We start from the raw sequence: 12,513 nt of genomic DNA on the forward strand, positions 1-12,513 counted from the left end.
CTCAGCCCCTGCATGCCGGTTCCGGTTGCGACGGAGAGACTTCGACTGCGTTCCGGGCTGCGGATGCTGCCCGGCGGCGCACTGTCACCGCGAATACCGCCGCAATCATCACCATCGCGAGAACGTAACCGACGTAGCCGATGATGGTGTCGCGCAAACCGATGTGCGAGACGACGATCCCGGCGATCACGGCCGGGACGCTGAATGCGAGGTAGCTCGCCACGAACACCGACGAGAAGACCTGACCGCGCATCGCGGGAGGTGTCGCGGCGGTGATGTTGTCCATCGCGGAGAGGAAGGTGGCGGCCCAGCCCGAGCCGGCCACGATCGAACCGACGATGTAGAAGGGCAGGGATTCGATGAGGACCCCGGCCAGTGAGATCACCACGCCGGCGGCGAGTGCGGGAAATCCGTACGCAGCCTTGATCGTCGACGAGCGATCGGTGATGAACAGGGACGTGACGGCCGCGCAGGCGAAGAAGACGAACAGGATCGCGCCCGCCGCGCCGTGGTTGCCCACACCGAACACACGGGAGACCACCGACGACCCGAGCGAGAGATACAGGCCGCCGAGCGACCAGGTGGCGACGAGCGCGGGAACTGACGCCAGGAACACCGTGCGGACCTCGCGAGGCACGCGCACCTGCGGCGCGAGCGTGCCGGCCAGGTGCCGTCGAGAATCGAAGCCGATTCGCTCGCGGGTCTCCGGGACGACGAGAAGTGCGATCAGCAGTGCGGCGAACAGGCCGAGGATGATCTCGTAGATCAGCACGCGGGGTGCGGGTGCGTACTCGACGAGCACCCCGGCCACGGCGACGCCGCTCGCCAGGCCGACCGCCGGGGCTGCGCCGACGATCGTCGATCCGGCACGGGCCGAGGGCTGCAGATCGACCGTCGTCGCGGTCAAGGTGCCCATCGCCGCGCCGGTGGCCAGGCCTTGCAGGGCGCGCGCGGCGAGTAGGGTGCCGACGTCCTCGGCTACGACGAACAGCACCATGCTCGCGATGAGCAGGACGAGCGCGACGGCGAGGACAGGCCGCCGGCCGACATGATCGGACAGAGACCCGACCGTCAGGAGGCTCACCAGCATGGTCACCACGTACACCGCGAACACGAGCGTCAGTGTGAGCGCGGAGAATCCCCACAGTTCCTGATACACGGGGTACAGCGGCGACGGTGCCGCGGACGCGAACAGGACCATCATGTACGTCGCCGCGATCAGCCAGAACGCGCGATGTGGGTGCAGTGGCGCCACGAGGTCTCCTTAAAGCAAACAGGTTTGCATTCAGAAACTAGCCCGGACTGCGTTCCAAAAGCAATCAGCTTTGCAATAATGGCTTCCATGACGACGGCCCGCACCCCCGACAGCCCGATTTCTGGTGCTCCCGCCTCGCCGACCCGTCGTCCAGGTGGTCGTAGCGCGCGCGTGCAATCGGCGGTCTACACGGCAGTCGGTCAGCTCGTCGGGGCCGGACGCCGCGAGACGATGACGATCCCCGAGGTCGCCGAACTCGCCGGGGTGAATCCGACCAGCATCTATCGACGCTGGGGAACGATCGACGCGCTTCTCGGGGAGGTCGCCGTTGCGGCGTTGACGCAGGGCGAACCCCTGCCCGACACCGGCACTCTCGCCGAGGACCTGTCCGAGTGGGCGCAGATCATCGCCGCCGACATCGCACGCCCGAAGCGCCGCGCCTACCTTCGGGCCATGGTCGCCGCGCGCGAGGACATCGTCGAGGTCTGCCCCTGCTGGGAGATCCGGCGTGGGCACGCCGAACAGATGATCGCGCGGGCGCGGGACCGCGGCGAACCCACGCCGTCGGTCCGACAGGTGCTCGACCACGTGATCGCCCCGCTGTATCACCATGCGGTCTTCGGACTCGAGCTCGACGCCGATCATGCCGCCGGCCTGGTCGATGACGTCTTGTCGATGATCGGAGCTGCGCCGAGAAGGTAGGCCGAGACGATAGGGTCCCGGGAATGAAACACGTTCACGCGTTCACCGACGACGCACTCGGCGAGCACGACGCGGTCGGCGTCGCCCAGGCCATCGCATCCGGAGAGATCTCCGCTTCCGAGGCGGTCGAGGCCGCGATCGCGCGGATCGATGCCGTCAACCCGCACCTCAACGCCATCGCCTTCGACGATCGCGAGCGTGCGCGCAAACGCGCGGTCGACAACGACTTCCCGCTGGGATCGTTCATCGGGGTGCCGTCGATCATCAAGAACAACACCGACCTCGCGGGGCTGCCGACCTGTCACGGTTCGGCTGCGGTGCCCCAACGACCGGCGAAGGCCAACGAGGCGTTCACCAATCAGTTCCTGGCGAGCGGCGTCAATGTGGTCGGCGCGTCGACGATGCCGGCCTTCGGGCTGACCTCGACGACGGAGTTCGTCGACCGCGAGCCGACCCGCAACCCGTGGGACACCGACTACTCGTCGGGCGGCTCGTCCGGTGGTTCCGCGGCGCTCGTCGCGGCCGGTGCACTGCCGATCGCCCACGCCAACGACGGTGGCGGATCGATTCGCATCCCCGCCGCCATCTGTGGGCTGGTCGGACTGAAGCCGAGTCGCGGGCGCGTCGAGGCGTCGAAAGAGACACGGGACGCGCCGATTGACCTCGTGTCGAACGGGATCGTCAGCCGATCGGTGCGCGACACCGCCCGATTCCTCGCCGACACACAGGGTTTCCGGCCCGCGCCCGGGATGCCGCCGGTCGGGCTGGTCGAGGGGCCGGGGACCAAACGGCTCAAGATCGCGCTGATCACCGAGCCGCTGACCGGCTCGCTGCTCGACCGGGACACACAACGGTGTGTCACCGAGGCCGCCGAGCTGGTCGAGTCCCTCGGACATCGCACCGAGATGGTGCCGCTGCCGGTGGACCGGGACTACGTCCGGGACTTCATCGACTACTGGTCACTGCTCGCACTGGCGCTGGACCGATTCGGAAAACGGGTGGTCGACAAGGGCTTCGACCGTTCCCAGGTGGACTCGTTCACCCGTGGGCTCTCGCGCGGCGCGCTCCGGCACTTCTACCGGCTGCCCGGGGCGGTCCGCGGGCTGCGGAGGTCCACGGCCGCGATCCGCGGACTGCACGACACCTTCGACGTGGTCCTCAACCCGACCGTCGTCCACGCGACCCCGGAGATCGGATACCTCGATCCCGCACTCGACTTCGACGAGGCGATGGGCCGGCTGACCCGGTTCATCGCCTTCACCCCGGCCAACAACACCGCGGGCACCCCGGCGATCAGTCTGCCGCTGGGACAGACGGAATCGGGCATGCCCGTGGGCATCCACTTCGCGGCCGACCTCGGCCAGGAACGCACCCTCCTCGAGTTGGCCTTCGAACTCGAGGCGGCCCGGCCGTTCGCGCGGATTCAGGACGCCTGAGATACGTAATTCGTTCCCGCGGTGACGTTTCCGTCGCGCTTATTGGATCCTATAAGCACGACGGAAACTGCGCCGCGGGAGTGTTGGTCGGCCTGGGGACGCGCGACTGACCGAGATGCCGAACTCCGATAGTCTGCCCGGCAGCACCGAATGAGTTCAGTCGACGGGGGTGGGATGAACGGTCATGGGATGGCGCAAGAGTCCGAGACGATCAGCGCCGGACATTGTGGCGTCACGGTGGGCGGAAGTTATCGAAGGTCGTCCGCCGCATCCCGCTTCGCCGGCTACGTGACTACTGTTTCCGCGGTTGCCGGAATCGTCCTCTCCGGGCTGGCGTTTGTTCAACGGGCTCCGTCGGGTCGGGTGTCTGACGGATTCTGGACCGGACCACAATGGGCCGCAACAACACTCGTGCTCGGAGTATCACTCGGGTTGTCGCTCGTGATTGGTGTCGTACTGCTCAGCTTCGTCGGTCGCGGTCCGGCAATCGGGTCGGCCCTGGTCTCGGGGGTCTGCCTCGCCTATTCGGTCCGATCCGAGGCGGTCGATACCATCGCGGCGCTGACGGGAGGCCCGGGCGGACATGACGTGGTACGAACGGTCCTGGCGGCGTGGGCGTGCCTGCTCGTCGCCGCGGTCGCGGCGACGTTTCGACGAGATCGATTGTCTCTAAGAGAGGTCGGCGCAATCGCCGTTGTCGCTCTCGTCGTGACACTGGCGATCGGTCTCATGCCGTTCGAGCGCAGTGGAGCGACGGGGGCCGACGCCATTCGGATTCCCGAAGTGCCGCCTTCGGTCACCGGGGAACCAGCCTACCGAGTGGATGATGTCGATCCCTGGTCGATCACCCCGGCCGGCCCGGGCTTCGCCGCAGTCGTCGATGACATCCTGGTCGCCTACGACGGCACGACGGGCCGACCACGGTGGAGCCTCACTCCCGATGGCGTCGGAGCGGCGAATTGCGCTGAGCGAGGGTTCGATCGCGTCACCAGTACCGGAACGGGAACCGATTCAGTGGTCGTGGTCGGTTGTGACTACGCCCGCGCAGGGCGGGTGGGGTATTTCACGACCGGGATCGATGCGATGACAGGACAGGTCCTCTGGACCAACGATTCGCCGTGGATTCTGATTTCCGACGTACCACGCGCCGGACGCGTCGATCAGCCAGTGGCTGTGATCCGTGACGGCGAGATGGCAGTTCTCGAACCTCGGAGCGGAGAGGTCAGATGGCAGCGACGTGTGTCGCCGCCGACCGGACGTGATGAACCGAACCCGCATCCGCGCTCGGTCTTCGCTGCCGGTCATCATGTGGTCTATGTGACTCCTGACAGGGGTCATGTGAAGGTCGTTGTCTTCGACGCCCTGACCGGAGCGGATCGGACCCATCGCATCGCAATCACGGCGGCGGACGAGCGGTTCGACGTCAGCGTCGGCGAGACAGGCGACTCCGAGTTCGTGGCTCACCTGTGGGACCTCGATGACGTCCCCCGGGCATTGGTGGTCTCCATAGCGAACGGCGGCCACGAGCCGGTGGACAGATGGTGGTGGGGTTCAGATGCTCGAGGGCGCCGGATGACGGGGATCCATGTGAACGCGCAGCCGTCCTGGGGTATGTACTTCGACCAGCCCGGGGCGGTAGTCATCGGACATCTGGATTCTCGCTCGTCGACCCGCGTCACGATCCCGAAAGGTACCGACTGGCCACGCGATCCGATCCCGGAGTCGCAGAGCTGGGTTCTTCTGCACGACTCCGTGGTGACGGCCCAACTGGAGAGACCTCTTGATAGCCCGAGGCGGTACGACCTGACAACGATCCACCCGGACGGTTCGATCGCGTCCGTACCGTCGCCGTGCGGGCAGACGTTGGGTGGCGTCGTACCCGTTCCGGGAGCCGTGCTGGTTACATGCTTCGGCGATCCCGGTGATCTCAGCTCACCGGTGAGTGTGGCGGCACTTCGCCCGGATAGCTGAGCGTGCCCCCAAAAATCCACCCCTGTTCCGCACACCCACCGCCTTGCAAGGCAGTGGGTTCACGGAACAGGGGTGGGTTTGCGAATGACCTAGTGCTGCACGGCCTTCTCGGCGCCGATGCCGGTGAGGGAGCGAACCTCCATCTCGGCGTTGCGTTCCGGGGTGCCGTTGTCCGACGGGCTGGTCAGCGTGCCGACGATGCCGAGGACGAAGGCCAGCGGGATCGAGATGATGCCCGGGTTGGCCAGCGGGAACCAGGCGAAGTCGGCGCCGGAGATCATGGCGGTCGACGACCCGGAGACGGCGGGGGAGAAGACGATCAGGACGATCGTGGAGATCAGGCCGCCGTACATGCTCCACAGGGCGCCGCGGGTGTTGAACCGCTTCCAGTAGAGCGAGTAGACGATCGTCGGCAGGTTCGCGGCCGCGGCGATCGCGAAGGCCAGCGCCACCAGGAAGGCGATGTTCTGGCCGTTGGCGAGGATGCCGAGGACGATGCTGACGATGCCGAGGACCACGACGGTGTATCGCGAGACGCGGACCTGGTCGTCCTCACTTGCCTTGTTGCGCTTGATCACCGAGGCGTAGATGTCGTGGGCGAACGACGCCGACGCGGTGATGGCGAGGCCGGCGACCACGGCGAGGATCGTCGCGAAGGCGACCGCCGAGATGATGCCCAGCAGGACCACGCCACCGAGTTCGAACGCGAGCAACGGTGCGGCCGAGTTCTGTCCGCCGGCGGCGTCGAGGATCTTGTCCGGTCCGACCAGGGCGGCCGCTCCGTAACCGAGAACCAGGGTGAACAGGTAGAAGGCGCCGATGAGGGCGATGGCCCAGACCACCGACTTGCGAGCCTCTTTCGCGGTCGGCACGGTGTAGAACCGCATCAGCACGTGCGGGAGGCCCGCGGTGCCGAGGACGAGCGCGATGGCGAGCGAGATGAAGTTGATCTGGCTCGTCAGGGACCCGCCATACTGGGCACCGGGAGCGAGAACGTCACGCGCGGCGACCTTTTCGCTGGTCGAGTCGGTCACCGCGTCCTGTGCCGCACCGAGGATCGACGACAGGTTCATGCCGAACTTGGCCAGCACGATGACGGTCATGATGCCGGCACCCGCGATGAGCAGGACGGCCTTGATGATCTGCACCCAGGTGGTGCCCTTCATGCCGCCGATGAGCACGTAGACGATCATCAGCGCACCGACGACGGCGATGACGATGGACTGGCCGAGGCGCCCCTCGATGTCGAGGAGCAACGCGACCAGGCCGCCGGCGCCGGCCATCTGGGCGAGCAGGTAGAACAGCGACACCGCGAGGGTGGAGATCGCCGCGGCCAGACGCACCGGGCGTTGCTTGAGGCGGAAGCTGAGGACGTCCGCCATCGTGAACTTGCCGGTGTTGCGCAGCAGTTCCGCCACGAGCAGCAGCGCGACCAGCCACGCGACGAGGAACCCGATGGAGTAGAGGAAGCCGTCGTAGCCGTAGACCGCGATGGCGCCCGCGATGCCGAGGAAGCTGGCCGCCGACAGGTAGTCGCCGGCGATGGCGACGCCGTTCTGCGGTCCGGAGAAGCCGCGACCGCCGGTGAAGAAGTCGGCGGCGGTGTTGTTGTTCTTGCTGGCCTTGATGACCACGAACATCGTGACCGCGACGAACGCGGCGAAGATGGCGATGTTGGCGGCCGGGCTGCCGACGGTCGCCGCGAGGACGGTCACGTCGGTGGTGGGTACGGCAGTGGTGTTCACAGTGCGGGCCCGCCTTCCATCTCGTTGCGGATCGCCTCGGCCTTCGGGTCGAGATTGCGATTGGCGAAGCGTACGTACATGCCGGTGATGACGAAGGTGCTGACGAACTGCAACAGACCGAGGATCAGGCCGAGGTTGATGTTGCCCCAGACCTGGGTCGCCATGAAGTCATGCGCGAAGGCGCCGAGCAGCACGTAGAGGGCGTACCAGATCAGGAAGAACGCGGTCAGCGGGAAGACGAACTTCCGCAGCGTCCGCCGCAGCTCCTGGAACTCCGGACTGGCCTGCATCTCGATGAACTCTTCGCCGGTCGGCGCGTGTGGCGCCGGTGGTGGTTGGTCGACGGTCGACACGTTTCCTCCCAGGGTGACGTGGCCACATGTGTGATGGCTCTACGGAAGTCAGCCTGAATGAGGTGCAGATCACAGACAATCGGGTGGCCTGGGTCACACGCCGAAACCCGCGGTCCGTGCGCCGGACGGTCGGTGAGATCCGACGAGCGGCGAACGGTCACCTGTCCGAACGGTCAGGTCGCCCGCTCGTCCGGGGCCCGTCCCGGGGTGCGATCGAGCCCCATCCCGACGCGTTCCGGGACGTGCATCCGGGCAAAGGTCCGTGCGAGGTCGACGGGTACCCGTCCCCGGGTTGCCTTGCTGACCAGCACCATCGTGCCGAACGCGAGTGGGACCGTCACAGCGGCCGGGTAGCCGATCATGACCGCAAGCCACCCGCCCAGCACGTCGTCGTCGACGACCCCGGCGATCGCCAGCATCGTCGCCGACCCCGACGACGCGCCGCCGACGACGAGTCCGGCGATCGCGCCGACGGCCGTGAGTCCGCGCCACCAGATCCCGAGGACCAGCAGCGGGCACAGCGTCGACGCGGCGACGGCGAACACCAACCCGACGGTCCGGGACAGTTCCAGGGACGCGGCGGCCAGCGACAAGCCGATCGGGATCAGTCCGCCGATGACCGCGGCCACCCGGAAGTCGCGCACCCGGCCGCGCAGCAGGTCGGTGGCGAGCGCCCCGGCGACCGACACCAGCAGTCCCGACGACGTGGCGAGGAAGGCGGCGATCGCCCCGGCGGCGACGAGCGCGGCCAGGATCTGACCGGCGATCCCGCCAACCGCCGCGCTCGGCAGCAACAGGACCGCGGCGTCGGCGGTGCCGGTGATCAGCAGTTCGGGGACATAGAGCCGTGCGAACACCCCCAGCAGGATGGGGAACAGGTAGAACAACGAGAGCAGTGCGATGACGGCCAGCGCGGTTCGCCGCGCCGATCGCCCGTCGGGGTTGGTGTAGAAGCGCACCAGCACGTGGGGCAGACCCATCACGCCGAGGAACATCGCGATGATGAGCGACAGCACCTGGTACAGCGGGTGACTGCCGCCGAAGCCCCCGCCGGGGGCGATCCAGTCCGCGTTCTGTGCCGGCGCGCCCGCGACGACCGGGGTGGCCGCACCGGCGTCGAGGAAGATCGTCGAGCCCGCGGAGATGACGTGGGGTCCGGTGGTGTCCACCGGCGCGTCGTCGACGACGACCCCGTCCAGCGTCCCCGTGACCCGCACGCCGGTGGTCTCGGCGACGGTGACCGAGACGTCGGTGGTCACGTCGACGGTCGTCGCGGTGGTGATGCGCGGCGGCGCGGGTTCGCCGACGGGCGTGGGGTCCTGGGCGAAGACGCCGATCAGGACGAGCGCGGGAACCGCGATCGCGGTCAGCTTGAGCCAGTACTGGAAGGCCTGCACGAAGGTGATCGACCGCATGCCGCCGCCCACCACGTTCACGATCACAATCAGTCCGACGCCGACCACGCCTGCCCACACCGGTGCGCCGAGAAGGATGTTGAGGGTGAGTCCAGCGCCCTGGAACTGCGGGATCAGGTACAGCACGCAGACGACGACCACGACGAGCATCGCGGTCTTCCGTGCCGCCGGCGAGGCGAGGCGGAACTCGGCGAAGTCGGGCACCGTGTAGGCCCCGGAACGACGCAGGGGCGCGGCGACGAACAGCAACAGGCCCAGGTAGCCGGCGGTGAACCCGACGGGGTACCAGAGTGCGTCCGCACCGTACTTCGCAATGAGGCCCGCCACGCCGAGAAACGATGCTGCCGACAGGTATTCACCGGAGACCGCGGCGGCGTTCCAGCGTGAGCCGACGCTCCGCGACGCCACCAGGAAGTCCGACGTGGTCCGTGAGAAACGCCCGCCCCACGCGCCGACCGCGATCGTGGCGATGGCAGCGGCGAACAGGCCGATCGCGGTGAGGGCGTGGACGTCGGTCGTCACGGCGGGCCCGGTTCGGGTGCGTCGGACAGATCGTCATCCACGAGGCCCATGAAGTCGCGTTCGGCCTGCTCGGCGAGGTGGACGTAGAGCCGTCCGGTCAGATACAGGAGTGGGAAGGCGAGTACTCCCAGCATCAGCCAGATGAGTCGAATCCCGAAGACGCCGGCGTCGGCGATGCCCGGAAACACCCAGGCGGCAACGGGTATGGCGGCGGCAACGGCGAGCAGGGCGCCCCCGAGCCGCAGGCCGAGACCGAGTTGGGCGCGCATGAGGCCGCGGACGAGCGCGTCGCCGACCTCGGTCTGTTCCTGGACCTCGACGCGGGTGCGGACCATTCGCGCCCCGCGGCGGGAGGCGAGCACCACCCGTTCGCGCTGGGGCGGGTGCTCAGCCATCGTCCCGTGCGGTGGGGGAACGATACTGACGCAGCGGGTCCCGGATGAGGCGGTCCTTGAGTTCGCGGACCTGTCGGCGGCTCACGGGCAGCTCGACGGCCTCGGATGCGCCGTTCGCGCGGACACACACCACCGTGCCGCCGCCGACCGTCCGCAATCCGGTGACCATCGGCAGCGCGACGAGGTAGGACCGGTGCACCCGAGCGAATCCGGTGTCCTGCCAGCGGGATTCGAGCGTCGACAACGGGATGCGGACGAGATGTGCGCCCGAGTCGGCGTGCAGTCGGGCGTAGTCGCCGACGGCCTCGACCCAGGAGATCGAATCGCGCCGGACGAGCGAGGTCACGCCGCTCATCTCCACCGGGATGACCTCGTCCGGCGCGGCGCGGCGCTCCGGACGAACGGTCGGTTGCGCGGGCTCGGGTGCACGCTCCCGACTGTCGAGGCTCGCGCGGACCCGGTCGACCGCCTGGGTGAGACGTTGTTCGCGTAGGGGTTTGAGCAGGTAGTCGACGGCTCCGACCTCGAAGGCGTCGACGGCCCGGTCGTCGTGGGCCGTGACGAACACGATCGCCGGGGGCGAGGCGTATTTCGCGAGGACGCCGGCGAGTTCGAGTCCCGACAGGCCGGGCATGTTGATGTCGAGGAAGATCGCGTCGATGCGGTGCTCGTTGAGTTCGCGGAGGGCGCCGGTGGCGTCGGACGCGGAGCGGACCTCGGCGACGTCGTCCTGCCGGTTCAACAGGTAGCCGAGCTCGTCGAGAGCTGGTGGTTCGTCGTCGACCGCGAGTACGACCAGTGCGGTCATGGAACACCTCCCGCCTCGACGACAGCCCGCAGTTTACCGCCTGGGAGTTCGGGCACCGCCGGAACTCGGGCGTTGCGTTTCACGCCCGGATGCCCGCGCGGAACTTCGGGACACGCATCCCCACCTTGGTGCCGGCGCCGACCGCCGTCTCGACGACGAGTCCGTAGTCGTTGCCGAACGCGGCGCGGAGCCGGTGGTCGACGTTGGTCAGGCCAACGTGGGCACCCTCGCTGTGGTCGAGGGCGTCGAGAGCGCCGCTGCGCAGGAGCTCCGGTTCCATGCCCACGCCGTCGTCCTCGACCGTGATGACACAGTCGGTGCCCTCGTCGGCCGCGACGATGGTGATGGTCCCGCCGCCCTTCGACGCCAGGCCGTGCCGGACGGCGTTCTCGACGAGCGGCTGCAACGCGAGGAACGGCACGACGACGTTCAGGACCTCCGGTGCGACATGCAGTTTGACGTCCAGGGCATTGCCGAAACGGGCTCGTTCGAGGGTGAGATAGCGGTCGATGTTCCGTAGCTCGTCGGCCAGCACGGTGTATTCGCCGGCGGCCCGGAAGGAGTACCGGGTGAAGTCGGCGAAGTCGAGGACGAGATCGCGCGCCCGGTCGGGGTCGGTCCGCACGAACGAGGCGATGGTGTTGAGCGCGTTGTAGATGAAGTGCGGACTGATCTGCGCGCGCAGGGCGAGGACCTCGGCGCGGTTGAGCCGTGCGCGAGAGGCGTCGAGGTCGGCGAGTTCGATCTGGCTCGACGCGTACCGCGCGACTTCGGCGATGGCGCCGAGCATCCCGGGTCCGGGGCGTCGCGTGGTGGCGACCACGAGGACCCCGACCCCGACGTCGTCGGCGAGGAGCGGCTGGGCCACCAGCGCGCGCACAGGCGACTCGGCGCCGCTGGGGTCGGTGAGCAGCACGCGCCGGAGGTCACCCAGCGCGGACGACGCCGCACGGTCGGCGTGGCCGAGCATCTCGGCGTCCCAGATGGCCTCGCCGTCCGGCTCGTGGGCCAGGCGGCTCGGTTCGCCGTCGTACAGTGCGACCGCTTCGGCGCCGGTCAGGGTGTGCAGGTGCGGCAGTGCTTCGCGAGCCGACTCCGCCGACAGTCCGGTGCGCAGTGAGCGGGCGGCGAGCGAAGCGGTGTGCAGGGCCAGATGAACTGCCCGCTCGGCCGGGGTCCGCACGACGCGACGGGTGCGGATCAGCGCGACTGCGCCGACGCACGCGAGCACGCCGAGGAGAACGAGAGCGATGGTCACGCCGCTAGACATCGATGCCCCGATCGGCGTCCGTGGTGTGCGGCAACGACGACACGGCGAGGTCGATGAGGGTGTGCCGGTCGGCGTGCCACTTGTCGGGCGGCAGATGGCCGTGGGTGTCGAGGTCGGTGAGGCCGTGGGCCGCCGCGAAGAGCAGCGCTGCGTGGTGTCGCGCGGCATCGGCACCGACGATGCGACTCACGAGGGACACCAGGCCGTCCTGAGCGCGTGCCGCTGCGGGGATCGCCGGCGCGCCTGCCGGGGTTGCGAACATGAGCCGGTACAGGTGTGGCCGGTGCACGCCGAGGTCGGACAGCGCGTGCAGGGCCGATCGGACGGCATCCTCGGGCGACGGTTTCGGGTCGGCGGCGATGGCGTCGAGACCGTCCGCGACGACCGCCCATGCGTCGGTGGCGAGGGCCGCCAGCAACTCCTCTTTCCCGATGAAGTGGCGGTAGGCGGCCGAGCGGGAAACCCCGGCGCCACTGCCGACTTCGCGTAGGGTCACCGCCTCCGGCCCGCCGTGGTCGAGAAGTGCCGACGCCGCGGCCAGTAGTGCCTGCCTGGTGTGTGCCGCGCTCTCCGCTCTCGTGGTCATCACCCGACCCTACAGTTGACATCGTCAACCGAATGGCGTCTTCTTGTGTTGACAA

Annotated in this window: 11 protein-coding genes; 3 read left to right on the forward strand and 8 right to left on the reverse strand. The window is 68.2% G+C overall.

Features of this window, described 5'->3' with window-relative positions; all coding sequences use genetic code 11:
• Position 1: 1 nt before the first annotated feature.
• Entirely contained in the window at positions 2–1,255 is a 1,254-nt protein-coding gene (locus QAD21_RS03135) for an MFS transporter (protein ID WP_058251333.1), read from the reverse strand.
• An 87-nt stretch (positions 1,256–1,342) separates the two neighbouring features.
• Between QAD21_RS03135 and QAD21_RS03140 the strand changes: the two genes are divergently transcribed.
• From QAD21_RS03140 to QAD21_RS03150, 3 genes are all read left to right on the forward strand, one after another.
• On the forward strand, positions 1,343–1,957 hold the full coding sequence (locus tag QAD21_RS03140) for a TetR/AcrR family transcriptional regulator (RefSeq protein ID WP_068970598.1): 615 nt from the start codon (positions 1,343–1,345) through the stop codon (positions 1,955–1,957).
• Positions 1,958–1,980: 23 nt separating this feature from the next.
• On the forward strand, positions 1,981–3,393 hold the full coding sequence (locus QAD21_RS03145; RefSeq protein ID WP_058251331.1) for an amidase: 1,413 nt from the start codon (positions 1,981–1,983) through the stop codon (positions 3,391–3,393).
• 189 nt (positions 3,394–3,582) lie between these two features.
• Positions 3,583–5,364: a PQQ-binding-like beta-propeller repeat protein gene (locus QAD21_RS03150; RefSeq protein WP_280360521.1), complete on the forward strand. Its 1,782-nt coding sequence runs from the start codon at positions 3,583–3,585 to the stop codon at positions 5,362–5,364.
• An 89-nt stretch (positions 5,365–5,453) separates the two neighbouring features.
• On the opposite strand, the gene QAD21_RS03155 is transcribed toward QAD21_RS03150, so the two are convergent.
• The 7 genes from QAD21_RS03155 to QAD21_RS03185 form a co-directional block, all read right to left on the reverse strand.
• Positions 5,454–7,079 carry a sodium/solute symporter gene (locus tag QAD21_RS03155; RefSeq protein WP_065630162.1) on the reverse strand — a complete coding sequence of 542 codons (1,626 nt, stop codon included), beginning with the start codon at positions 7,077–7,079 and terminating at the stop codon, positions 5,454–5,456.
• 26 nt (positions 7,080–7,105) lie between these two features.
• Positions 7,106–7,462, reverse strand: coding sequence for a DUF485 domain-containing protein (locus tag QAD21_RS03160; protein ID WP_058251329.1), 357 nt, complete (start codon positions 7,460–7,462; stop codon positions 7,106–7,108).
• Between the two features lie 173 nt (positions 7,463–7,635).
• Entirely contained in the window at positions 7,636–9,399 is a 1,764-nt protein-coding gene (locus tag QAD21_RS03165) for a cation acetate symporter (RefSeq protein ID WP_280360522.1), read from the reverse strand.
• A complete protein-coding gene (locus QAD21_RS03170) occupies positions 9,396–9,794 on the reverse strand; it encodes a hypothetical protein (RefSeq protein WP_247451212.1) in 399 nt (132 codons plus the stop codon). The genes QAD21_RS03165 and QAD21_RS03170 overlap by 4 nt, the downstream gene beginning before the upstream one ends.
• Positions 9,787–10,602: a LytTR family DNA-binding domain-containing protein gene (locus QAD21_RS03175; protein ID WP_247451214.1), complete on the reverse strand. Its 816-nt coding sequence runs from the start codon at positions 10,600–10,602 to the stop codon at positions 9,787–9,789. Before QAD21_RS03175 ends, QAD21_RS03170 begins: the two co-directional genes overlap by 8 nt.
• 79 nt (positions 10,603–10,681) lie before the next feature.
• Positions 10,682–11,872: a histidine kinase gene (locus QAD21_RS03180; protein ID WP_058251325.1), complete on the reverse strand. Its 1,191-nt coding sequence runs from the start codon at positions 11,870–11,872 to the stop codon at positions 10,682–10,684.
• Positions 11,865–12,458 (reverse strand): TetR/AcrR family transcriptional regulator, encoded by a 594-nt coding sequence (locus tag QAD21_RS03185; RefSeq protein WP_058251324.1) that lies wholly within the window; start codon positions 12,456–12,458, stop codon positions 11,865–11,867. The genes QAD21_RS03180 and QAD21_RS03185 overlap by 8 nt, the downstream gene beginning before the upstream one ends.
• Positions 12,459–12,513 lie beyond the last annotated feature (55 nt).

The organism is Gordonia sp. SMJS1, assembly GCF_029866425.1.
Classification (GTDB): Bacteria; Actinomycetota; Actinomycetes; order Mycobacteriales; family Mycobacteriaceae; genus Gordonia; species Gordonia hongkongensis.

Coding starts and splice junctions, on each gene's coding strand:
- QAD21_RS03140 (WP_068970598.1), top strand. CDS start 1,343: ATGACGACGGCCCGCACCCCCGACAGCCCGATTTCTGGTGCTCCCGCC.
- QAD21_RS03145 (WP_058251331.1), top strand. CDS start 1,981: ATGAAACACGTTCACGCGTTCACCGACGACGCACTCGGCGAGCACGAC.
- QAD21_RS03150 (WP_280360521.1), top strand. CDS start 3,583: ATGGCGCAAGAGTCCGAGACGATCAGCGCCGGACATTGTGGCGTCACG.
- QAD21_RS03170 (WP_247451212.1), bottom strand. CDS start 9,794: ATGGCTGAGCACCCGCCCCAGCGCGAACGGGTGGTGCTCGCCTCCCGC.
- QAD21_RS03175 (WP_247451214.1), bottom strand. CDS start 10,602: ATGACCGCACTGGTCGTACTCGCGGTCGACGACGAACCACCAGCTCTC.
- QAD21_RS03180 (WP_058251325.1), bottom strand. CDS start 11,872: ATGTCTAGCGGCGTGACCATCGCTCTCGTTCTCCTCGGCGTGCTCGCG.
- QAD21_RS03185 (WP_058251324.1), bottom strand. CDS start 12,458: ATGACCACGAGAGCGGAGAGCGCGGCACACACCAGGCAGGCACTACTG.